Origin of the sequence: Kribbella lupini (genome assembly GCF_039529595.1) — a bacterium.
Lineage (GTDB): Bacteria > Actinomycetota > Actinomycetes > Propionibacteriales > Kribbellaceae > Kribbella > Kribbella lupini.
The window spans coordinates 668,054-691,192 of sequence record NZ_BAAANC010000003.1; the positions used below are offsets into that span (position 1 = coordinate 668,054).

Below are 23,139 nucleotides of genomic sequence, written 5' to 3' on the forward strand. Positions count from 1 at the left end.
AGAGCGCGGAGAGCGCGGAGAGCGCGGAGAGCGCGGAGAGCGCGGGAGCGCGGGGAGGCGCGGCGAGCGCGGGAGCGCGGGGAGCGCGAGCGCGTAGTACCGGCGCAGTCCGATCGCGGTCAGCGCCGAGAAGCCGACGAGCATGCCGACCATCCGGGCGACGACGACCAGCGCGGTGACCAGACCGTGGCTGTCTTGCGGGGTCGCGCCGAGCATGGCCGTGCTGATCGGCGGCAGCGCGAGTCCGAACCCGAACCCGAGCAGGACGAGTGTCGCGGGCACGGTGTCGAGCGTCGCGCGGGGCGCGGCGAGCGCGGCGGCGCGGCGAGCGCGGCGGCGCGGCGAGCGGACCCGGGGAGCTGTTAGGGGCGGCGCTTGGGGATGTGCGGCCTGTACGGCGAGACCGTGGGGTCGTCTGGGATCCAGAAGCGCCAGGGGTTGTCCGCTGCTTCTCGCAGGCCCACGCGGGGGCCTGTTGACGGTTCGCCGTTGAAGCCGGGGCCGGGGAGGAGTTGGACGGCTGAGTCGGGCGACAGCAGGTCGGTGCCGTTGGGGTCTCGGTTGGTGATGCCGAGGGCAACACAGAGCCGGGCCGGGCCGCGGGCGAGGTCCCAGTCGGGGTTGCGGGTGGCGACGCGGCGTTTGGTGGGCAGGGCCGAGTTGAACTTCTCGACCACCGGCTCCGGAGCTCCGCGGCGCTTGCGGGCCAGTTCGACGCCCTCGATCACCTCGCCGGCGCGGAACAGCACCGCCGACGGCTGACCGTCGGGCCCGGCGCTGACGTTCATGCAGTAGTGCATCCCGTACGTGAAGTACACGTACAGGAACCCGGCCGGCCCGAACATCACCGCATTGCGCGCCGTCTCGCCGCGGTAGGCGTGCGAGCCGGGATCGTTCGGACCGTCGTATGCCTCGACCTCGGTGATGCGGACGGCGACGGCGCCCTCGTCGGTGGTTCGACGAAGCACCATGCCGAGCAGCCGAGGGGCCACCTCCAGCACCGGGTCGGCCAGCTGAGTACGACGAACAGGCATGCCTGGACCCTACTGTCCGGCCAGTGAGAGCCGACGCGGCCGATCGCCCGCGACCGGGCCGGACCGGCCGCCAGTGAGAGCTGGCACGGCTGATCGCCCGCGACCCAGCGGAGCCGGTCGGCCAGTCAGAGCCCGCGCGGCCGGTCGAGCGCAACCGAACCGAGCCGGTCGCCAGTGAAAGCCGGCACGGCCGATCGCCCGCGACCCGGCGGAGCCGGTCGGCCAGTCAGAGCCCGCGCGGCCGGTCGACCGCGACCGAACCGAGCCGGTCGCCAGTGAAAGCTGGCACGGCTGATCGCCCGCGACCCGGCGGAGCCGGTCGGCCAGTCAGAGCCCGCGCGGCTGATCGCCCGCGACCCGGCGGAGCCGGTCGGCCAGTTAGAGCCGGCGCGACCGAGCCGGGCCGGGCCCTGGTTCAGGCGAGGCGGGCGGTCTGCTCGGCTGCCCGGGTGCGGAGTTCGGCGAGTTGCTCGGTGACGCGGTCCTTGGCGGTGCCGCCGCGGGCGTTGCGGGAAGAGATCGAGCCTTCCACCGTGAGCACCGTCCGGACGTCCGGCGTCAGGTGCGGCGAGATCGCGGCGAGCTCGGAATCGGTGAGATCCCACAGTTCGATGCCGCGCTTCTCGCACTCCTGCACGCACGCCCCGGCCAGCTCGTGGGCGACCCGGAACGGCACTTTCTCCCGCACCAGCCACTCCGCGATGTCCGTGGCCAGCGAGAACCCCTGCGGCGCCAGCTCCTCCAGCCGGGCGGTGTCGAACACCAGCGTCCGGATCATCCCCGTGAACGCCGGCAGCAGGACCTCCAGGGTGTCGACGGAGTCGAAGACCGGCTCCTTGTCCTCCTGCAGGTCCCGGTTGTACGCGAGCGGCTGCGCCTTCAGCGTCGCCAGCAGGCCGGTCAGGTTGCCGATCAACCGACCCGACTTGCCGCGCGCCAACTCGGCGATGTCCGGGTTCTTCTTCTGCGGCATGATCGACGACCCGGTCGAGAACGCGTCGTCCAGCCGGACGAATCCGAACTCCTTGGTCGCCCAGAGGATGATCTCCTCGGCCTGCCGGGAGAGGTCGACGCCGATCTGCGCGGTGACGAACGCGAACTCCGCCACGAAGTCCCGCGCCGACGTCCCGTCGATCGAGTTCGGCGAGGAGTTGGTGAAGCCGAGCTCGGTCGCGACGAACAGCGGGTCCAGCCCGAGCGAGGACCCGGCCAGCGCGCCCGCGCCGTACGGCGAATCGGCCGCGACGCGCGCGTCCCACTCGGCGAGCCGCTCGAGGTCGCGGATCAACGGCCAGGCGTGCGCGAGCAGGTGGTGCGAGAGCAGCACCGGCTGCGCGTGCTGCAGATGCGTCCGGCCCGGCATCGCCACGCCGAGGTGCTTCTCCGCCTGGTCGGCGAGGGTGTTGATCTGGTCGAGCACGAGCCGCGCGATGATCCGGCCGTGCTCCCGCAGGTAGCTGCGGAAGAGCGTCGCAACCTGGTCGTTCCGCGACCGTCCGGCACGGAGCCGGCCACCGAGCTCGGCGCCCAACCGCTCCAGCAGGCCACGCTCGAGCGCCGTGTGCACGTCCTCGTCGTCCTCGGCGGGAAGGAAAGCACCGGACAGTACGTCGGTCAGCAGCTCGTCGAGCCCGCGCAGCATGCCCTCGAGCTCGTCGTCGGTCAGCAGGCCCGCGCGGTGCAGCACCTTCGCGTGCGCCTTCGACCCAGCGATGTCGTACGGCGCCAGGCGCCAGTCGAACTGGGTCGACTTGCTCAGCGCCGCCAACGCGTCCGCCGGTCCACCGGCGAACCGGCCGCCCCACAACGCCGCACTCTCTCCCGTACTCATCCAGCAATCCTCTCAAGACACCACGAAACACAGCAGTTGGGGGTGCAGCTCACTCCGTTGCTGAAAGCAACTAGTTCCCGGAGTCCTTCTCGGTCCGCGCCGCCAAGCTGAGAAAGCGAGCGGCCAGCGCCTCTCCCCCGGTGGGGTTGCGCGACACGACCATCACGGTGTCGTCCCCCGCGATCGTCCCGAGGACGTCGTCCAGCCCGACATGGTCGATCGCCGACGCGAAGTACTGCGCGGCCCCCGGCGGCGTTCGCAGAATCACCAGGTTCGCGCTGCCTTCCGCCGAGACCAGCAGCTCCGACGCAACGCGCGCCAACCGGGCCTCGAAAGCAGCCGCCTCGCCGGCGCGCGGGCTGCGATCCCCGCCCTCCCCCGGTACCGCGTACACGAGCTGGCCGATCGCGTCCCGGACCTTGACCGCGCCGATCTCCACCAGGTCCCGCGACAACGTCGCCTGGCCGACCCCGAGGCCGGCTTCGCCGAGCAGCTCGGCCAGCTCGGTCTGCGAACGCACCGGCTGACGGCCCAGCAACTCCACGATCCGCTGCTGACGTGCGGTCTTCGTGGTCGGTGCGATGCGCTGCTCCGCGCCGGTGGCGGCGATTGCCCGCGCGGTCGCGTCGCTCGCGTTCCGCGCCTGGCCGGCGCCGGTGGCGACGATCGCCCGGTCGGTTACGTCGCTCGCGGACCTCGCCTGGCGAGCCCCGGTAGCGGTCTCGGTCACGTCGGTCGCGGACCGCGCCTGGCGGTCCGAGTCGTTCGGAGTCATGAGGAGAAGTTTCGGGCCAGGAGCCAGGAAAGCAAGGCCTTCTGGGCGTGCAGGCGGTTCTCCGCCTCGTCCCAGACGACGGACTGCGGACCGTCGAGCACCGCAGCGTCGATCTCCTTGCCCCGGTACGCCGGCAGGCAGTGCAGCACGATCGCGTCGGCGGCGGCCTTCGTCATCAGCTGCTCGGTGACCGAGTACGGCACGAACGGCGCCTCGCGCAGCTCGGCCTCGGCCTCCTGGCCCATCGAGACCCAGGTGTCGGTGGCCACGACGTCCGCGCCGGAGACGGCCGCGGAGGCGTCGTCGGTCCAGGTGACCGAGCCGCCGGTCGTGGCGGCGATCTCCACCGCCTTGGCGAGGATTGCCGGATCCGGCTGGTACTCGGCCGGCGAGCCGATGACGACGTGCATGCCCGCGGTCGCGCCACCGAGCAGGTACGAGTGGGACATGTTGTTCGCGCCGTCACCGAGGTAGGTCAGCTTCAGCCCGGCCGTCTTGCCCTTGTGCTGCCGGACCGTCAGCAGGTCAGCGAGGATCTGGCACGGGTGGAACTCGTCGGTCAGCGCGTTGATCACCGGCACCTTCGACGCACCGGCCATCTCCTCGATCCGGGTCTGCCCCGCGGTCCGCCACACGATCGCCGCGACCTGGCGGTCGAGCACCCGCGCGGTGTCCGCGATCGGTTCGCCACGCCCGAGCTGCGACGTCTGGGCGTCGATGATCAGCGGCACCCCACCGAGATCGGCGATCCCGACGGCGAACGAGATCCGCGTCCGCGTCGACGTCTTGTCGAAGATCACCGCCACGGTCTGCGGGCCGGCCAGCGGCTTGTGCCCGAACCGGTCACCTGCCAGCTGAGCAGCGAGCGTCAGCACCTCGTCCTGCTCGACAGGACTGAGGTCGTCATCCCGTAGAAAATGCCTGATCACAACCCCTCCCGACTTGAATCAACGAGCACCCGAAGGTTTTGGGGCCTCCCGGTCTGGACTGAGGAGGGAGGGAGCGCAGCGACCGACCGACGAGGGAAGACCGGGAGACAAAGCCCCAAAACCCGCCGAGCCGAAGGCGAGGCCAAAAGCACAGTCATGGAACCTCCACCTTGTCGAGCAGCGCCGGCAGGGCCGCCACGAAGCTGTCCGCGTCCGCCTTGGTCAGAATGTACGGCGGCGCGAGGCGCAAAGCATCGGGAATCGGGTTGTTGATCACGAACCCCGCCTCCATCGCCAGCGCCGCGACCTGGTCGGACACCGGCTGCGTCAGCTGGATCGCCAGCAGCAGCCCGCGCCCCCGGACTCCGGCGATCAGCGGGTGGTCCAACGCTTCGATCGCCGTCGCCAGGTGGTTGCCGATGGCACTCACGTTCGCGAGCAGGCCGTCCCGCTCGATCACCGTCAGAACAGCCAGCCCCGCGATCGACGCCACCGGGTTCCCACCGAACGTCGTCCCGTGGTTCCCCGGCTGCAGCAGCTCGGACGCGGCCCCGAAGCCGAGGCACGCGCCGATCGGGATCCCCGCGCCGAGCCCTTTCGCGACCGTCACCAGGTCCGGCACGATGCCCTCGGCCTGGAAGGCGAACCAGTCGCCGGTCCGGCCGACGCCGGTCTGGATCTCGTCGATCCACAGCAGGGCGCCGTGCTCCGACGTGATTCGCCGCGCCGCCTGGAGATAACCGGACGGCGGTACGATGACGCCGTTCTCGCCCTGGATCGGTTCGAGCACGACCGCGGCCGTCTCGTCGTCGACGGCGGCCTCGAGCGCGGCGGCGTCGCCGTACGGGACGAACGTGACGTCACCGGGCAGCGGCGCGAACTGCTCGCGGTACGCCGGCTTCCAGGTGATCGCGAGCGCGCCCATCGTCCGGCCGTGGAAGGCGCCGACGGTGGAGACGATCTTGGTCCGGCCGGTCTTGCGGGTGATCTTGAACGCCGCTTCGTTCGCCTCGGTGCCCGAGTTGGTGAAGAACACCTTGCCGTCGGGCGCGTCGATCAGCGAGAGCAGCTTCTCGGCCAGCGCGATCTGCGGCGCGGAGGCGAAGAAGTTCGACACGTGCCCGAGCGTGGTGAGCTGACTGGTCACCGCGGACACGATGAACGGGTGCGCGTGGCCGAGCGAGTTCACCGCGAGCCCGCCGAGCAGGTCGAGGTACTTCTTGCCGTCGGCGTCCCACAGGTAGGCGCCCTCACCGCGGACCAGCACCTTCTTGGGCGGCCCGAAGGTGTTCATCAACGAGTGCGTGTAGCGCTCGGTCAGCGCGGCGCCGTTCCCGCCACCGGTGGACAGTTCGCTCAGTTCGGGCGGCATGAGTTCGGTCATGACGGGATCACCTGGGTTCCACTTCCGGCGTCGGTGAAGATCTCCAGCAGCAGCGAGTGCGGCACCCGGCCGTCGATCACGGTCGCCCGGGAGACGCCGGACTGCACGGCGCGCAGGCAGGCCTCCATCTTCGGCACCATGCCCGAGGCCAGCGTCGGCAGCAGCTCGGCGAGCTCGGCGGCGTCGATCTGGGTGATGATGTCGTCGCTGTCCGGCCAGTTGCGGTAGAGCCCCGCGACGTCGGTCAGGACGACGAGCTTCTCGGCGCCCAGCGCGACCGCGAGCGCGGACGCGGCGGTGTCGGCGTTCACGTTGTGGGCCTGGCCGTCCTCGTCCGGCGCGATCGTGGACACGACCGGGATCCGGCCGGCGTCGATCAGGTCGATCACCGCTTCGGGCCGGACGTCCACGACGTCGCCGACCAGGCCGATGTCGACCGCCTCGCCGTCGATCATCAGTCCGCGCCGCTCGGCGGTGAACAGCCCGGCGTCCTCACCGGACATCCCGACCGCGAACGGGCCGTGCGCGTTCAGCAGGCCGACCAGCTCGCGACCGACCTTGCCCACCAGGACCATGCCGACCACGTCCATCGCCTCGGGCGTGGTCACCCGCAGCCCGCCCCGGAACTCGCTGTCGATTCCGAGCCGGCCCAGCATCTCGCTGATCTGCGGGCCGCCACCGTGCACGACGACCACCCGCACGCCGCAGTGCCGCAGGAACACGATGTCGGACGCGAACGCCTGCTTCAGCTCGTCGTCGACCATCGCGTTGCCGCCGTACTTCACCACGATCGTCTTGCCGTGGAACTCCTTCAGCCACGGCAGCGCCTCGGTCAGCACCGCGGCCTTCTCGACCGCGTTCGCCTGCGCGGCGGCCGCCGTACCGATCTTCACCTTGGACTGCTCTGTCGCCGTCACGACGAGTACGCCGAGTTCTCTTCGACGTACGCGTGGGACAGGTCGGTGGTGAGCACCGTGGCCGACGCGTCGCCCGCGTGCAGGTCGATCACGACGTCGATCTCCAGCCCGGACAGGTCCGCCTCGGAGCGGTCGACGCCCTTGCCGCCGGCCACGCAGATCGCGGCGCCGTTCAGCGTGATGTCGAGCAGCTGCGGGTCGAACGCCGTCGGCGCGTTGCCGACCGCCATCGCGATCCGTCCCCAGTTCGGATCGGCGGCGAAGAAGGCGGTCTTGCAGAGGTTGTCCTCGGCAACGACCTTCGCGGCGGCGACCGCCTCGGCCTCGGTGGCGGCGTTCTTCACGGTGATGCTGACGTGCTTGGTGACGCCCTCGGCGTCGGCCTGCAGCTGCTTGACCAGGTCGGCGGCCAGCGCGGTCAGCGCGACCTCGAACTCCTCGGGCGTGACCGTGACCCCGGACGCGCCCGAGCTGAGCAGCAGCACGGTGTCGTTGGTCGACGTCCCGCCGTCGACGTCGAGCCGGTTGAACGTCTTGCCGACCGCGTTGCGCAGCGCGTGGTCGAGGTGCGGCTGGTCCAGTACGGCGTCGGTGGTGATCACGCTGAGCATGGTCGCCATGTTCGGCGCGCACATCCCGGCGCCCTTGGCGAAGCCGCCGATGCTCCAGCCGCCGTCGTGCTTCAGCACCGCCTGCTTCGGCACGTTGTCGGTGGTCATCACCGCGGTCGCGGCGGCCAGGCTGTGCTCGGCCGTGTCACCCAAAGCATCGACCACGGCCTTCAGACCGGGCAGCACCTTGTCCATCGGCAGGCGCTCACCGATCAGACCGGTCGAGCACACGCCGATCTCGATCGCGCCGACGCCGAGGATCGAGGCCAGCTCCTCGGCGGTCTTGTGCGTGTCCTGGAAGCCCTCCGGACCGGTGCACGCGTTCGCACCGCCGGAGTTCAGCACGGCGGCCTTCAGCTTCCCGGCGGTCAGCACCTGCTGGGACCAGAGCACCGGCGCGGCCTTCACCTTGTTGGTGGTGAAGACGCCGGCCGCGGCGTACTCCGGGCCGTCGTTGACCACCAGGGTCAGGTCGGGCTTGCCCGCGGGCTTGATCCCGGCAATCACCCCGGCCGCGCGGAAGCCGGCCGGCGCGGTGACCCCGGCGCTCCGATCGACCGAGGCGGACGGGGTGACGGTTGCGGTCACGGGGCGACTCCTACGAGGGGAAGGGCCAGGGTCTCGTCGAGACCGGCGGCCAGGTTCATGCACTGCACGGCGGCACCGGCGGTGCCTTTGGTGAGGTTGTCGAGGGCGGCCACGACGACGACGCGGCCGGTGCGCTGGTCCAGGGCGAGCTGGAGGTGCACGGTGTTCGCGCCCAAGGTGGCCTGGGTCTGCGGCCACTGCCCCTCGGGCAGCACGTGGATGAACGGCTCGTCGCCGTACGCCTGCTCGTAGACGGCGCGGAGCTGCTCGATCGTGGTGCCCTCGGTGACCGGGGCGCTGGCGGTCGCGAGGATGCCGCGGGCCATCGGCGCGAGCACCGGGGTGAACGAGACGCTGACCGGACCGTCGGCGTGCGGCGCGAGGTTCTGCTCGATCTCCGGGGTGTGCCGGTGCACGCCGCCCACGCCGTACGCCGTGGCCGAGCCCATCACCTCGGCGCCGTGCAGGTTCGGTTTGGGACCCTTGCCCGCCCCCGACGTACCGCTGACAGCGACCACCACCAGTTGGGCGCTGTCGACGAGTCCTGCCTGGACGGCGGGGAGCAGGGCAAGGGTGGACACGGTGGGGTAGCAGCCCGGGACGGCGACCCGGTTCGCGCCGCGGAGCTTCTCGCGCTGACCGGGGAGCTCGGGCAGGCCGTACGGCCAGTGGCCGGCGTGCTTGCCGCCGTAGAACTCGATCCAGGCCTCGGAGTCGACCAGCCGGAAGTCCGCGCCGCAGTCGATCACGGTGACGTCGTCGCCGAGCTGCTCGGCGATTTCGGCGGACTGTCCGTGCGGGAGCGCCAGGAACACGACGTCGTGCCCGGCCAGCGTCGCCGCGGAGGTCTCCTCGAGCACCCGGCCGGCCAGCGGCGTCAAGTGTGGGTGGTGCTGCCCCAGGGTGGACCCGGCGTTGCCGCCCGCGGTCAGCGCCCCGATCTCCACCTCCGGGTGCGTCGAGAGCAGCCGGAGCAGCTCTCCCCCGGCGTACCCACTGGCCCCTGCGACCGCGACCCTCAGCGTCATGTGAATGAGTATGTCAGACGACGCATGAATATCCAACCCTGTTTCCCCGGGCTCGCCCTTCGAGACTAGGTGACGCACGTCATGTCACAACCCTCCGGGCGTGGCGTGTCCGGGAGGGTGACCAGAGGAGGCAGGCGATGGCACGGATCAATCTGGAGCACCGCCGGACGGTGCTCGTGCGGGCGATGGAGTGGTACAGCAAGCGCAAGTACGGCGAGGTGCTGGACCCGGGGAAGGTCGCGCTGCACCACAAGGGGGTGCTGACGACCATGCTGGCGATGGAGGGGTCGGCGGCGCGGTGGAAGGGACTGGACCCGACGCTGAAGGCGCTCGCGACGATGGCGGTGAGCGCCGAGATCGGGTGCAGCTGGTGCATGGATTTCGGGTTCTTCGAGTTCCACCACCAGAAAGTCGATCGGGCCAAGCTGCGCGATGTGCCAAGGTGGCGGGACAGTGACGTCTACTCGGAGCTGGAGCGCGCGGTGATGAGTTATGCGGTGGCGGCGACGGCGACTCCGCCGGCGGTGACCGACGAGCAGGTCGAGCGGTTGCTCGAGGACCTGTCCGAGGCCGACCTGGTCGAGCTGACGGCGCAGATCGCGCTGGAGAACTACCGCTCCCGGATCAACGCCTCGCTCGGGCTGACCAGCCAGGGCTTCAAGGAGACCTGCGAGCTGAGGCCGGCGTGAGTGATACAGAGTTGGCGGAGGAGTTCGCCGAGCACCGGCCGGTGCTGGTCGGGGCGGCGTACCGGGTGGTCGGGAGCGTGACCGACGCCGAGGACGTCGTCCAGGAGACGTGGCTGCGGTGGTCCGCGGCGGACCGGGCCGAGGTGCGCGACGTGCGCGCGTACCTGGTCCGCATCACCACCCGGCTCGCGCTGAACCGGCTCCGCCAGCAGAAGTCCCGGCGGGAGAACTACGTCGGGCCGTGGCTGCCCGAGCCGATCGTCGCGACGCCGGACGAGCAGGACCCGGCCGCGATCGCCGAGGTGGCGGACTCGGTGTCGATGGCGATGCTCGTCGTCCTGGAGACGCTGTCGCCGCTGGAGCGGGCCGCCTTCGTACTGCGTGAGGTCTTCGACCTGCCGTTCTCGGAGATCGGGGACACGCTCGGCCGGTCCGAGTCCGCCGTACGGCAGCTCGCGCACCGGGCCCGCGAGCACGTGCACGCGCGGCAGCCGCGGCACCGCGTCGACAGGGCGCGGCACCAGGAGCTCACCAACCGCTTCATGGCGGCGTCCTCGTCCGGCGACTACGAGCAGGTCGTCGCCATGCTCGCCCCCGACGTCGAGCTGGTCAGCGACGGCGGCGGCAAGCGCCGTGCCGCGCTCCGCCCGGTGCACGGCGCCGACAAGGTCGCCCGCTGGCTGATCGCGGTGATCAGCTCGCCGGAGACGGTCGGGATGGAGTTCGGCACCACCCAGCTCAACGGCGAGGTCGCCTACCTGGCCTACGCCGGCGACGAGGTCGACACCGCCGGATTCCTGCAGCTCGACGAGAACGGCCTGATCAGCCACATCTACGTCGTCCGCAATCCCGACAAGCTCACCGGCGTACCGCCCCGGAACCAACTCTGCTGAGGAAGGACCTCACCAGCGGTACAACTTCATCCAGGTGGCTCTCCAGCAGCCAGTGCCCACCGTCCTCGAACAGGTGCAGCTCAGCCTCCGGTACGTCGGCCAGGTACGCGCGAGCGGCCTCGGCCGGCATGTACCCGTCCTGCGGCCCCCACAGGATCAGCGTCGGCGGCTGCCACTCCCGCAGGTACGCGTGGTACGCCGGGTACTGCCGCACGCTCTTCCAGATCTCCAGGAAGAAGCCGGACATGATGTCGCGGCGGTCCTGCACCAGCGGCCAGGACAGCTGCCACAGGTCCGGACTGATCCGCTCGGCCGTGTGCGGCGGCACCTCGCCGAGCGCCTCCTCCCGGAACCCGTCGAAGCTGACCGCCTCGGCCAGCACCGCCCGTCGCTCGTCGGTCGGATCGGCCCAGTACTCCTTCAGCGCGGCGTACTTCGGTCCGAGCGTCTCCTCGTACGCGTCGCCGTTCTGGATGATCAGTCCGGTGATCCGCGCGGGGTCGCGCAGCGCGAGCTGGAACCCGACCTGCGAGCCGTAGTCGAACAGGTACAGCACGAACCGGTCGACGCCGAGCGTGTCCAGGAAGCGCTGCAGCAGCGTCGCGTACTTGGCGAAGGTGTACTCGAAGTCGTCCGGGGCGGCGCTGTAGCCGAATCCCGGGAAGTCCGGCGCGAGGACCCGCCACTGGTCGCCGAGGGCCGGCAGCAGCGCGCGGTACTGGAACGACGAGGACGGATAGCCGTGCGGCAGCAGCAGCACGGGCGCCTCGGGCGGGCCGGTTTCGCGGTAGAAGATCTCGACTCCGTCCACATCGACGGTGCGGTGCAGGACGCTCGGCATCTGGTTCTCCCTTCGGTCCCCGGCCTGGTACCCAGTGGGCCGGCTTAGACTCTTCCTGCAACCCAGTCGCATCTAGGAGGTTCTGGTGGAGTACGTCGTGATCGAGGCGGACGCGGTGTCGGACCCCGGGTTGCGGGCGGATCTGCTGGACACGTGGATCGCGGCGACCGACGCCGGCGGCAGCGTCGGGTTCACCGCGCCGGCGCCGGTGCACCTGGTGGCGGAGACGCTGGACCTGGCGCTGGAGCGGGTGGCGGCGGGGCACGACCTGCTCGGCGTACTGCACAACGGCGAGCGGTACGTCGGGATGGGGCTGCTGGTGGCCAACGGCGGCCAGTTGAGCTCGCACTGGCGGACGGTGCTGCGGGTGATGGTCCACCCGAAGTACCAGGGCAGCGGGGCCGGGCGGCTGCTGATGGACGGCTTGCGGTCATCAGCGGAGCGGCTCGGGCTCGAGCAGCTGATGCTGACGATCCGCGACGGCGGTGGGCTGGACGCCTTCTACGGAAAGCTCGGCTATCGCGTGGTGGGCCGCCACCCGCGGGCGGTCCGGGTCGCGCCGGACGACTACCGCGACGAGATCATGCTCGTCACCGACCTGCGCAACTGAAGCGAGGCCGGGTCCTGCTCCTCAGCAGGACCCGGCCTCGCTGCTCTGGGGCTAACGCCCTCGGCGCAGCAGCGTCAGACCGAGCGCGGCGAGCAGGCCGCCGAGCGTCAGCAGCATCGCCGGCGGTCCACCGGTGTCCGGAAGCGTCGCAGCCGCCGGTGCCGCACCGCCCGGCTGATCGACCGGCGGCTGAGCACCGACGGCGATCTTCAGGTGCGACTCGACCGTGCGGCCGTCGGTGTCCGTCACTCGGTAGGCGACCTTCGCGATGCCCGAGAACGCACGGTCCGGGACGAGCCGGATCGTCCCGTCCGGCAGGACCGTCCACACACCGACCTTCGGTACGACGAGTCGCGGCCCGCAGGTCGCCGTACCGGTCGCGAGGCAGACCGTCGTGGGAATCCACGCAGCGCCCTCGGTCGCCGTGTCGTTCAGCAGCGGGTTGACGACGACCGGGCTGCCCGGCGTCGACGTCCCACCGTCCGGCAACGCCTTCGCACTCGACGGCGCCGTCACCGTGATCTCGAGCCGCGCGGTGTCCGACGTACCGTTCTTGTCCGTCACCCGGTAGCCCACCGCGCGCGTCGTACCGCTGAATCCTCCGGCCGGGCTGAACGTCACGGTCCCAGCAGTCGCGACCGTGAACGTCCCCTCCCCCGGAATCGTGACGGTCTTCTTGTCCTTGCCGTCCGCCGGATCCCTGACCACCACCGACGCCGGATCCAGCGCCGCCGACGGATCACCGGCCCGATCGTTGTCCAGCACCGAAACGACCACGGCCTTCCCGTACGCCGTTTGCGCGCTGTCGTCGACCGCGACCGGCCGGACCGGCAGCACCGTCACCGCGATCGTCGAGCGCGCCGCGTTCCGGTTGCTGTCCTTGACCTCGTACTGCGTCGGCCGGCTGGTCCCGGTGAACGTCGCCACCGGGCTGAACGTGACTTTGCCATCGGCAACAACCAACGTGCCTTGCCCGGCGACAGTCACCCGGCTGACCAGATTCCCGTCCACCCCGACCAGCAGCAGCGACGCGGGATCGAGCTTCGCCCCGGGCCCAGGCTCGTCGTTGGCCAACGGATCGACGACGACCGGCGAGCCCTGCTTCGTCTTCACCCGATCAGGCTGCGCGACAGGCCGGGCGTCGACAGTCACCGTGACCGTCGCCGTACCGGTGCTGCCGTTCTTGTCGCTCACCTGATAAGTCACCGGGGTTGCCGATCCCGTCGCCCCGCCCTCCGGGACGAGCCGCACTCCCCCGTCGGGCTGCGCCGTCCACGTCCCTTGCCCGGCAACCCGCAACGACGACACCGCGTCCCCGGTCGCCGGATCGATCACCCGGACCGACCCGGGCACCAGCGGCGCACTCGGATCGCCCGGCTTGTCGTTGCCCAGCACCGGCACCGTGAGCGGAGTGTCGAACGCCGTCGTCGCCGTGTCGTCGACCGCCACCGGGTCGATGCGCGTCACCGTCACGGTCGCCGTCGCCGCGGACTTGTTCCCACTCGTGTCGGTCACCTGATAGCCAACAGCGCTCCGCCCGCTGAACGTCGGCACCGGCGCGAAGGTGATCGCACCGGTCACGGCGTCGACCGAGAACGTCCCCTGCCCGGCGATCGTCACCTTCCGCTCCCAGACCCGGATCGACGACGTGCCGTAGAGCTGAACCGACGTCTTCTCCAGTTCAGCCGCCGTCCCCGGCACGTCGTTGGCCAGCGGGTCGAAGGTCACCGCGCCGTTCTGCTTGGTCGTGACGCTGTCCGGCTTCGCCTCCGGCCCCTTGCCGACGGTGAGGAACAGCAGCCCCTCCGCGGTCGTGCCGTTGTCGTCGGTGACCCGGTACGTCGCCGGGGTCGTCACGCCTTGGTAGTCCTTGACCGGTGTGAAGGTCACCCGCCCGGTCTTGTCCGCGACGTACGTCCCCTCGCGCGGCTGCGTCACCTTCGCCCGGTAGACGTCGTCCGCGGGATCCTTCAGCAGCAGGCTCCCCGCGACCAGCGGCGCGCTCGGGTCACCCGGCTTGTCGTTCGCGAGGACGTCGATCGTGATCGCCCGGTTGAACGGCGTGATCGCCGAGTCGTCGACCGTGAACGGATCGATCGGGGTGGTGCTCAGCAGCAGTGTCGCGGTCGCGGTCGTCTTGTTGCTGTCGGCAACGCGGTAGGTGATCGGCCGCCCCTTGCCGCGGAACGCCGGCAGCGGATCGAACAGCACGGCCCCACTGTCCTGCACGGTGTACGTCCCCTGCCCGGCCACGGTCACCGTCCGGGCGAAGTCCGACCGCTGGGAAGCGTCCCGCAGTACGACGGAAGCCGGGTCGAGCTTCGCGTCGGTGCCCGGGCTGTCGTTGCTCAGCACGTTCACCGTCACACTCACGTCCTGCAGCGTCGACGCCGTGTCCGGCCGCGCGACCGGCGGCGCCCCGACGACGATCCGCAGCACCGCGGTCGCGAGCGTCCCGTTGTCGTCGGCGACCTGATAGGTCAGGTCCGTCGTCGATCCGCTGAACCCGGCCGCCGGATCGAAGACCACCACCCCGCCGCGCGCGGTGAAGACCCCTTGTCCCTTCACGGTCACCGACGGCTTGAACACGCCGTCGGCCGGATCCTCGAGCCGCAGACTCCCTGGCACCAGCGGCGCCGTCGCGGCCCCGGCCTTGTCGTTGCCCAGCACGCGAACCGTCGCGACCTTGTCGTACGGCGTCGAAACGCTGTCGTCCACCGCGACCGGAGTCACCGGCGTGACCGTCACCGCGATCGTCGACCGCGTTGCCTGGTCGAACCAGTCCGACACCCGGTATTGCAGCGTCGTCGCCGTCCCCGTGAACGACGGGATCGGATCGAACACCACGGTCCCGTCAGGATCGACACTCCACCGTGCCTGGCCCGGAACCGTCACCACCTTCCGTAGCGAGCCGTCGGCCGGATCAATCAGCACCAGGCTGAGCGGGTCGAGCCCGGTCCCCCGCCCTGCTTGGTCATTGGCCAGAGCATCGAGCTGCAGCGTCACGTCCTGCGGCGTCCGGGCGGTGTCGGGCTTGGCCACCGGAGGGGAAGGCTTCGCGATCGTGACCGTCAGGGCCGCGCCGGCCGGCGTACCGTTCACGTCGGAGACCGTGTAGGCGAGCGGCGTCGCGACCCCGGTGAACGTCGGCAGCGGGTCGACCTCGACCGTGCCGTCCGGCTTCGCCGTGAAGGTCGCCTCGCCGTCGACGACGACCACCTGACGCGGCACCTCGCCGATCGGGTCGATCAGGCGCAGGCTGGTCGGCACCAGCGGCAGCGCCGGGTCGCCCGCCGTGTCGTTGGCCAGCACCTTGACCGTCAGGTTCGTGTCGTACGCCGTACTGGCGGTGTCGTCGGTCGCGTCGGGCTGGACGCGGGTGACCTCGACGCTCAGCGTGGCCGAGCCGATCGCCTTGTTGCCATCAGCAACCTGGTACTTGATCGGGGTCGTCTTGCCGTGGAACGCCGGCAGCGGCTCGAAGAGGATCCGCCCGTCCGGGCGGGTCGAGTACCTCCCCTGCCCCGGAACCTCGAGCGTCGGCCCCACCTCGCTCCGCCCCGCAGTCGGGAACAACCGCAGGCTCTCGGGATCCAGCGCGGCACCGGTCGGGCCAGGCTTGTCGTTGGCCAGCACCGACGCGTACGCCGGAGTGCCCTGCAGCGTGGTCAGGGTGTCCGGGTTCGCCACCGGCGGCCCGGGGGCGTCGACACTCACCACGAGCTGCGCGCGGGTCGCGGTCCCGTTCTTGTCCAGCACCTGATAGCTCAGCGCGGTCGTGCTGCCCTGGAACCCGGTTGCCGGCGCGAACACGATCTTGCCTTCGGCCACCTGGAACTCGCCCTGCCGCGCGATCACGACCTTGCTCACCAGCTTGCCGGACCCCGGCTCGACGAGCATCAGCGACGCCGGGTCCAGCGGAGCGTCCGGCGATCCGGGCTCGTCGTTGGCGAGCACCTCGACCACGGCATTGGTGTCGAACGGCGTACTCACCGAGTCGCCGAGCGCCTTCGGTGTGACCGGCGTGACGGTGACGACCAGCGTCGACTCGGTCAGCTGGCCGGTGCTGTCGGCGACCCGGTACCCGATCGTGGTCGCGACGCCGGTGAAGCGCGGCAGCGGGACGAAGTCGACACCGCCGTCGGGCTTGACCGTGTAGCTGCCCTGGCCCGGGACGACCACCTTCTTCTTGAAGGCCGGATCCTCCTTCGCGGTACCGCCGGCCGGGTCGCGCAACTGCACGGTCCTCGGGTCGAGGGTGACGCCCGGCGCGGCCTTGTCGTTGGCCAGCGGCGTGATCCCGAGGCTGACGTTCTGCGCGGTGGTCGCGGTGTCGGGCGCGGCCACCGGCTTGGCCGGCAGCTCGACCGTCACGGTCAGCGTCGCCTCGGCCGTCGCGCCGTTGCTGTCGGCAACCCGGTACGTGACCGGCTCCGCGACGCCCACGAAACCCGGCACCGGGTCGAAGTCGATTCGGCCGTCCGGTTTGGCGACGTACTTGCCGCGACCCACCACGTTGACCATCTGGCGGCAGGCCGTGCCGTCGACCAGGCAGAGTGAGCTCGGCTGCAACGGCGTACTGGGGTCGCCTGCCTTGTCGTTGCCGAGGACATCGGTCGTGATGCCGGTGTCGTACGGCGTACTGGCCGTGTCGTTGACGGCGACCGGCGGAGGCGGCGGCTTGATCGCGAGCGGGTAGTCCTCGACCTCGCCGGAGTCCGCGGCGCCGGTCGGCTTCTCGACCTGGGCCGCCGTGTACCCGGCGCGGATCCGCGCGGTGGTCGGCCCGGCCGGGCCGAGCTTCCCGAACTTGGCCCAGCTCAGCGTCGTCTCGCCCTGCCCGGCCGCGAAGGTCGAGCAGGCCCGCTCGACGGCCTCGAAGGTGCCGTTGCGATTCAGGTCGATCCAGCCGCAGACCTGGCCGGGCTTCGACGCGCCGGTCAGGCCCACCGGCACCGCGTACGACGTGGCGCTGGTGAGCAGCGGGCCGAAGCTGACCCCGTCGTCGGCCCGGTCGGGCGTCGTCGGGCCGGTCTTCGCGTTGGCGACGGCCGCGTTGTCCTCGGTCGCGTCGGCGCCGATCCGCAGGTCGCTGAGCACCGACCAGGCGGCGCCGTACGACGACGGCGCGTCGCCGAAGTCCTCGCCGACCGAGGCGACGACCGAGAACGCGTCGGCCGAGGTCGTGGTGTTGAAGGCCGGCAGTTTCGGGTGCTTGGTGAAGATCGCGGTCAGGTCGAAGCTGACGGTCGTGGCGATGCCGTTCACCTGGACCGACCCGCAGGCCGCGGTCGCGGTGGAGGGAAGGCCGTCGCCGGTGCCGGTGTTCACGCAGCTCGGGCCGGCGTCGTGGTCGAGCGCGGTGATCGTGTCGCTGGTGACGGCGAGGTTGTTGCCCTGGCCCACCTTCCGGAGGCTGAGGCCGGCCGTGCCGAGCTTGAGCACGGTGTGCAGCTCGGACTGGCCGCGCGGTGTCCCGTTGACACTCTGGGTGGACGCGCCGCCGATCCCGGCGAGGTGCAGGACCGGGTTGCGAACCGGCTGCGAGAAGGTGATCGTCAGCGTGCCGCGGTTGCCGCAGTTTCCGGTCGCCGCGCAGTCACCGGTGTTGACCAGCAGATCCTGCGCCGGAGTGGTCCGCGCGAGGGCCGGTTGGTAGGTGTCGGCGGCGGAGCCGTGGTCGCCGGAGGTCGTTGCGTCGAGCAACTCGGTCCTGCCGGTGACCGCGATCGTCTGGGTCAGGCCTGAGCCGGGCATGGTTGCGGTCGCCGTCCGGGTTTGCCCGAAGGGTGCCGAGGGCACCTGGTAGGCGGCCGCGGGCGCCACCGCGCCCAGCACGACGAACGTCAGCAGGATCGCCAGTACCGGCCGGGAACGTCCCGAGCTCCTGCCCACAGTTCCGCCCCTCCCCAAACCGCACGTCCTGCATCGCGTCGGCACCGGGGCGAAACGGGCCAGCGCAGAGACAACGCTCCACGCGGAGTAGATGTTACGCGGGAATCACCGGGTCAGTTCGTAGATCTGGACGTGCTGCTCGCGATGTCTGAGGTGGGCGAGCCGGGCGAGCCGTGGCGAGACCGGGCCGTCGTACAGATCGGCGTACAGCCAGCGCACGGAGTACTGGTCGCGCAGGCGGCGCAGGACCTCGGGCGTCGGTGCGTCGAGCGCCTGATCGGTGAGCTGGACGCGGTCGGGCCAGGGCGACGGCTGGTTGGTGTAGCGCTTGCCGTTGACGCCCTGCCTGCTCATCGCCTGCTGGGTGTAGGCCCAGCCTTCGATCAGCGTACGGCGACCGGCGATGCCGCTGACGATGTACCCGCGGGCGTCGCAGCCGGGCCGTTGCGGGCCGGCCGGTCTGCACCACGTGTTGCTCGCGACAACGTCGTCCGGGCGAGCGTTGTGCGCCAGCCAGAGCGCCGCGGCCGCTTCGTCCGGATGGACTCGCCAGTGCGGCGACGTGAACGACTTGGCCTGGCGGCTGGTGGTTGCCCGGACGCCGAGCGCGAACGTACCCGCGGCCGGTACGGCGAGGATCGTTGCCAGCGCAACGACTCCGCCGAGGCCGGCCAGCTTGGTCCAGCGCTTCGCCGCGAGCGGCCAGAGCAGCGTGAGCACAACGGTCACTGCCAGCACCGCGACCAGCGGACGAGCCACCAGTACGACGCGGTCAAGCTGGTCGCCCTTCGGCGTCGCCTTGGTTCCTGTCAGCGCAGCCGCGTAGACGAGGCCGAGTCCGGCGGCCAGTACGCCGACGACGACCGCCGCGCGGCGCCGGTCCTGCAGTTCCTTGAACCAGAGCGCCGCCAGCCAGCCGATCGCGGCCAGGCTGATCGGTACGACGCTGCGGACGAAGTACGACTCGCTGGCCGACGGGTGATCGACCAGGAGATAGCCGGCCCAACCCGCAACGAGTCCGCCGAGCAGGAACCAGCCGAGCGGGTCCCGCCGGACCTCACGCCGTCCGAGCAGGCCGTACCCGGCGAGTGCTACCGACTGGGCGACCAGCATCAGGGCGAACACGACCAGCGCGCCGACGACCGACAGGAACCGGCCGGACGTGAGCGCCGGGAGGAGGAGCCCGCCACCACCAGCCGGCGTCGCGTCTCCGGTCGCGGCCCGATAGCCGCCTTGGAGCTTGACGATCGCCAGCAACTGCAACCCCGAGCCGCTGGTGCTCCCGGCAACGGTCAGCAACGTGCCGACCGCCGCAGCCACCAGCACCGCACCAGCCGCGATGAAGCGAGCCGGCAGCTTGCGGTCCCGGATCAGGACGAACAGCGCGGACAGGCCGACCGCACCGACCAGGATCGGCAGGATCGTCGGCTTGGCCCCGCCACCGACGACGGCGACCGACAGGGCGAGCACCCACAGGCCCTTCGGCTGCCGGCCGCGGAACAGCAGCTCGACCACGAAGATCGCGGCCGCCGTACCGGCCAGCATGCCGAACGTCTGGGACGGACTGATCAGGCTGAACGGCGGCGCCAGGTCCACGCCGTTGTCGATGAACAGGGCGAGCTGCGGCGCGGCAACAGCGACGGCAACCAGTACGCCGGTCCACCACGCGCGGCTGACCGTGCGGGCGAAGGTGGCGAACACCAGCAGGCCGACCACGAGCATCGGGAGCAGCCAGAGCCGGTAGAGCACGAGGATCGGCGACAACCGCGTGATGTCGACCGCACCGGCCATGTCCGCGTTGGCGAACCAGTGGTAGTCCAGCTCGAGCCCGGCGACCTGCGGCAGCTGCGGCGGCACGGACCGGGTCAGCTCGTTCACCATCGACAGGTGAAACAGCAGGTCCGGGTAGTACGCCGTACCGGCCGGTGGCATCGGGTGGTAGGCGTAGACGCCGAAGGTCGCGCCGCCGACCATGACTGCCGCCGCTGCTGCCAGGCCCCACGTCCAGGCCAGTGGCAGCGGCTTGGGGTCAGTGATCAGCCAGTGCCGGCGCAGCTGCGGTACGGCGGCGAACAGCGCGAGCACCAGCGCCGGCCAGACGACGAGCGCCTGCTGCCAGCCGACCAAGGTGAACAGGGCCCAGCCGAGCAGCTGGTAGGTGAAGCCGACAACGGCACCCAGGCCCAGGTCCTCGGCCCAGTTGCCGGTGCTGCGCCAGAGTGCGCGCAGCAGGAGGACACCGGGCAGGGCAACGCCTGCGGCGAAGTAGACGGCGTACCGGAGGATCGCTGTGATCGGTACGTCGACGGAGAGCAGGCCGGCGAGTGCGACGGCCAGTGGGAGCAACCACGGCAACAGCCGGGTCATCGGTCGGGCGGGGTGTCTCGTCAGACCGGCGGGCGGAAGGTCGACGAGGGTCAAGTTCGTAGGGTTTCCCGCTCCAGGACCTGGTGGCCGCTGTCGTCGAGACTGTCGTAGCCGACCAGGAACTGCGGTCGTTTCTGACTCGACTGGAACAGTCGGGCGACGTACTCCCCCAGGAGGCCCAGACAGAGCAACTGGATCGCCCCGATCACCGCGACCGCCAGCACGGTCGACGTCCAGCCGGGGATGCTCTGGCCGGTCAGCTTGATCACCAGCGCGCCGATCACGAACGCGACCGACAGCAGCCCACCGAACAAGCCGAGCCAAGTGGCCAGTCGGAGGGGCGCGGCCGAGAAGGCCGTGACGCTGTCGAAGGCGAGGCGGAGCATCTTGCGCAGGTTGTACTTGGTCACGCCCGCGGCGCGCTCGGCCCGGACGTACCTGACCTCGGCGCTCGGGAAGCCGAGCCACGGGATCACCAGCCGGAACACGCGACCGTCCTCGGGCAGCGCGTTCACCGCGTCCACCACCCGGCGCGAGACCAGCCGGAAGTCGGCGGCGTCGAAAGGAATGTCCCGGCCGACCAGCCGGCACATCAGGCGGTAGTACATCCGGGCCGTGGTGCGTTTCGCCCAGCTGTCGCTGGACCGGTCGGACCGGACGCCGTACACGACGTCGACGTCTTGGTCGCGCGCGGTCGCGAGGAACTCGGCGATCACCTCGGGCGGGTCCTGAAGGTCGGCGTCGATGGTGACCAGATGGTTGCCCCGGGCCCGGCGGAAGCCGGCCGAGATCGCGGCCTGGTGCCCGGAGTTGCGGAGCAGGCGGACCAGCCGCAGCTGGGGCCAGTCGGCCGCGGCGGCGAGCAGCATCGACGCGGTCGCGTCCCGGCTGCCGTCGTCGACGACGAGCAGCTCGTAGCTGACGCCGAGTCCGTCCAGCAACGGCCGCATCCGGTCGAAGAAGATCGGCAGCACCTCTTGCTCGTCGTACATCGGCACGACGACCGAGAGGTCAGGAACCTGCTCGCCCACCGCGCCCACCCCCAGCCGTTTCTCTGTCCACATCACGTAAGAACGCCGGAGAGGGTGAAAAAGATGCGCCCGTGGCTGAATTGGCAGCTACTTGCAGAGTATTCGTGACACCCGTCGGCGTGTCCTGGCGCAGCGTCACGAGTCCGACACGGCGACGGCGCCGGTCCGGCGAGGATCGCCGACGGCCTGCAGGCCGGTCTCGGGGTCCCAGAACGCCGCGGCGACACCGCCGAAGTACATCGAGTGCGGCGGCATCGGCCGGATCGGCAGGTTGGTCGTCGCGCCGGTGACCTCGAGGTCGTCCTCGTAGTCGACGACGACGTCGGCGCGGACCCGGACGTGCATCCGCGGGTGCTCGACCGCTTCCTGGAGCGACAGTCCGCCGTGGGTGTAGAGCGCGTAGGTCTGGGCGATCGCGGTCGGGATCCGGTCCGAGCCCGGGGAGCTGATCGCGAGCACCGCGCCGTCGCTGTCGCGGCGGGCGACGCTGGGCGCCATGTTCGAGGTGAGACGGGTGCCGGGCGCCAGGCTGTGCGGGCCGCCGGCCAGGAGTTCCTGCTCGCCGAGCGCGTTGTTCAGCCAGATGCCGGTGCCGGGCGTCATCACGCCGGAGCCGTAGCCGGACGAGACCGTGATCGCGCAGGCGTCGCCCTCGTCGTCGACGACCGAGACGGTCGCCGTACTGGGTGAGGTCAGGGCGCGCAGATCACCGGCCGACGCGAGGTCGAGCAGCTTCTGGCCTTCGAGACGGCGGACGTCCTCCTCGTCGAGCTCGGCCAGCCTGCGGCCGAACACCGCGTGCTGGACCTCGACGAGACGTTCCAGCTCGGACGGGTTCCAGCCGCCCTGGGCCGGTACGCCGTCGAGCAGCGCCAGCATCGCGGCGACCGCGACGCCGCCGACCGCCGGCGGTGGGTTGGTCGCGAGGCTCCAGCCGTTCTGCTTGACGACCAGCGCCGGGCGGACGATCGCCTCGTACGCCGCAAGGTCCTCGGCGGTGAGGATGCCGTCGTTGTGCTCCATGTCGTGCACGAGCAGGCGGGCCAGCTCGCCGGTGTACATCGTCTCGGCGCCGACCTCGGCGATCAGCTGCAAGGCGTCGGCGAGCTCGGGGATGACGATCGTGGTGCCGGCCTTGATGACCTCGCCCTCGTCGTCGTGCACGACACCATGGCTCGGCTGGTGCCAGCCGAAGATGATGTCGTGGGTGTAGCCGAGGTAGTACCCGGACGTGCGGCTCAACGTGAACCCCTGCCGCGCGACCTCGATCGCGGGCTTCACGACCTCACTCCACGGCGCCTTGCCGGATCGCCGGTGGGCGAGGTCGAGCGCCTTCATGCCGCCCGGCGTGGCCACCGACCCGTGGCCGACGGTCGTCGTCGTACCACCGCCGTAGTCGGTCGTCACGTCCCAGATCCCGCGCCCGAACCGCTCGTCAGGCAGCCCGCGCCCCGGCATCTCCACCCAGCCGTCGATGGTCACCGGCTCGCCGCCGGCGACCTGCAACGTGACGAACCCACCCGAGGCCGGCGAGACGACGCCGATCTCGTTCACCATCGTCACCAGCGTTGCCGCAATCGCCGCGTCCACGGCGTTCCCACCCTCAGCAGCCAGCCGCACGCCGGCCTCAGCCGCAGCCCTGTTCGGAGCAGCCACAGCCACCCGCGGATGCGCCGCCATCAGACCGCCCACCCGATGCCCAGATCCAACCCCGCG

The 23,139-nt window shown here is 70.7% G+C and carries 16 protein-coding genes and 1 pseudogene; 3 read left to right on the top strand and 14 right to left on the bottom strand.

What is annotated here, in order from left to right:
• From ABD235_RS29290 to argC, 9 genes and pseudogenes are all read right to left on the bottom strand, one after another.
• Positions 1 to 282 (bottom strand): annotated as a pseudogene (locus tag ABD235_RS29290) (hypothetical protein); the annotation flags it as partial.
• A gap of 80 nt (positions 283 to 362) precedes the next feature.
• Positions 363 to 1,034, bottom strand: a complete 672-nt coding sequence (locus ABD235_RS29295; protein WP_344179957.1) for a DNA-3-methyladenine glycosylase — start codon at positions 1,032 to 1,034, stop codon at positions 363 to 365.
• A 415-nt stretch (positions 1,035 to 1,449) separates the two neighbouring features.
• On the bottom strand, positions 1,450 to 2,865 hold the full coding sequence (argH, locus tag ABD235_RS29300; RefSeq protein WP_344179959.1) for an argininosuccinate lyase: 1,416 nt from the start codon (positions 2,863 to 2,865) through the stop codon (positions 1,450 to 1,452).
• Between the two features lie 70 nt (positions 2,866 to 2,935).
• Positions 2,936 to 3,475 (bottom strand): arginine repressor, encoded by a 540-nt coding sequence (locus tag ABD235_RS29305; RefSeq protein WP_344181334.1) that lies wholly within the window; start codon positions 3,473 to 3,475, stop codon positions 2,936 to 2,938.
• 161 nt (positions 3,476 to 3,636) lie between these two features.
• Positions 3,637 to 4,569 (bottom strand): ornithine carbamoyltransferase, encoded by a 933-nt coding sequence (argF, locus tag ABD235_RS29310; RefSeq protein ID WP_344179961.1) that lies wholly within the window; start codon positions 4,567 to 4,569, stop codon positions 3,637 to 3,639.
• A gap of 154 nt (positions 4,570 to 4,723) precedes the next feature.
• Entirely contained in the window at positions 4,724 to 5,953 is a 1,230-nt protein-coding gene (locus ABD235_RS29315; RefSeq protein WP_344179963.1) for an acetylornithine transaminase, read from the bottom strand.
• The gene (gene argB / locus ABD235_RS29320) at positions 5,950 to 6,840 is read right to left on the bottom strand and encodes an acetylglutamate kinase (RefSeq protein ID WP_344181336.1); all 891 of its coding nucleotides are present in this window, start codon (positions 6,838 to 6,840) and stop codon (positions 5,950 to 5,952) included. The genes ABD235_RS29315 and argB overlap by 4 nt, the downstream gene beginning before the upstream one ends.
• Positions 6,841 to 6,866: 26 nt before the next feature.
• The gene (gene argJ, locus ABD235_RS29325) at positions 6,867 to 8,069 is read right to left on the bottom strand and encodes a bifunctional glutamate N-acetyltransferase/amino-acid acetyltransferase ArgJ (protein ID WP_344179965.1); all 1,203 of its coding nucleotides are present in this window, start codon (positions 8,067 to 8,069) and stop codon (positions 6,867 to 6,869) included.
• Positions 8,066 to 9,097: an N-acetyl-gamma-glutamyl-phosphate reductase gene (argC, locus tag ABD235_RS29330; protein WP_344179967.1), complete on the bottom strand. Its 1,032-nt coding sequence runs from the start codon at positions 9,095 to 9,097 to the stop codon at positions 8,066 to 8,068. The genes argJ and argC overlap by 4 nt, the downstream gene beginning before the upstream one ends.
• 137 nt (positions 9,098 to 9,234) lie before the next feature.
• Here argC and ABD235_RS29335 point away from each other — a divergent pair, with 137 nt between their 5' ends.
• Together ABD235_RS29335 and ABD235_RS29340 are read left to right on the top strand one after the other, a co-directional pair.
• Positions 9,235 to 9,786, top strand: coding sequence for a carboxymuconolactone decarboxylase family protein (locus ABD235_RS29335; RefSeq protein WP_344179969.1), 552 nt, complete (start codon positions 9,235 to 9,237; stop codon positions 9,784 to 9,786).
• A complete protein-coding gene (locus ABD235_RS29340) occupies positions 9,783 to 10,679 on the top strand; it encodes an RNA polymerase sigma-70 factor (protein WP_344179971.1) in 897 nt (298 codons plus the stop codon). Before ABD235_RS29335 ends, ABD235_RS29340 begins: the two co-directional genes overlap by 4 nt.
• On the opposite strand, the gene ABD235_RS29345 is transcribed toward ABD235_RS29340, so the two are convergent.
• On the bottom strand, positions 10,645 to 11,520 hold the full coding sequence (locus ABD235_RS29345; protein WP_344179973.1) for an alpha/beta fold hydrolase: 876 nt from the start codon (positions 11,518 to 11,520) through the stop codon (positions 10,645 to 10,647). The two genes, ABD235_RS29340 and ABD235_RS29345, sit on opposite strands and share 35 nt — an antisense overlap.
• An 85-nt stretch (positions 11,521 to 11,605) precedes the next feature.
• On the opposite strand from ABD235_RS29345, the gene ABD235_RS29350 reads away from it, so the two are divergent.
• The gene (locus tag ABD235_RS29350; protein ID WP_344179975.1) at positions 11,606 to 12,130 is read left to right on the top strand and encodes a GNAT family N-acetyltransferase; all 525 of its coding nucleotides are present in this window, start codon (positions 11,606 to 11,608) and stop codon (positions 12,128 to 12,130) included.
• A gap of 51 nt (positions 12,131 to 12,181) precedes the next feature.
• Here the strand turns inward: ABD235_RS29350 and ABD235_RS29355 are convergent, their stop codons facing one another.
• The 4 genes from ABD235_RS29355 to ABD235_RS29370 all read right to left on the bottom strand — a co-directional run bounded on the left by ABD235_RS29355 (position 12,182) and on the right by ABD235_RS29370 (position 23,103).
• Positions 12,182 to 18,025 (bottom strand): Ig-like domain-containing protein, encoded by a 5,844-nt coding sequence (locus ABD235_RS29355; RefSeq protein ID WP_344179978.1) that lies wholly within the window; start codon positions 18,023 to 18,025, stop codon positions 12,182 to 12,184.
• A gap of 105 nt (positions 18,026 to 18,130) precedes the next feature.
• Complete coding sequence (locus ABD235_RS29360; protein ID WP_344179980.1) at positions 18,131 to 20,446, bottom strand: hypothetical protein; 2,316 nt, start codon at positions 20,444 to 20,446, stop codon at positions 18,131 to 18,133.
• Positions 20,443 to 21,423, bottom strand: coding sequence for a glycosyltransferase family 2 protein (locus ABD235_RS29365; RefSeq protein ID WP_344179983.1), 981 nt, complete (start codon positions 21,421 to 21,423; stop codon positions 20,443 to 20,445). Before ABD235_RS29365 ends, ABD235_RS29360 begins: the two co-directional genes overlap by 4 nt.
• Before the next feature lie 135 nt (positions 21,424 to 21,558).
• Positions 21,559 to 23,103 (bottom strand): gamma-glutamyltransferase, encoded by a 1,545-nt coding sequence (locus ABD235_RS29370; protein ID WP_344179986.1) that lies wholly within the window; start codon positions 23,101 to 23,103, stop codon positions 21,559 to 21,561.
• Positions 23,104 to 23,139 lie beyond the last annotated feature (36 nt).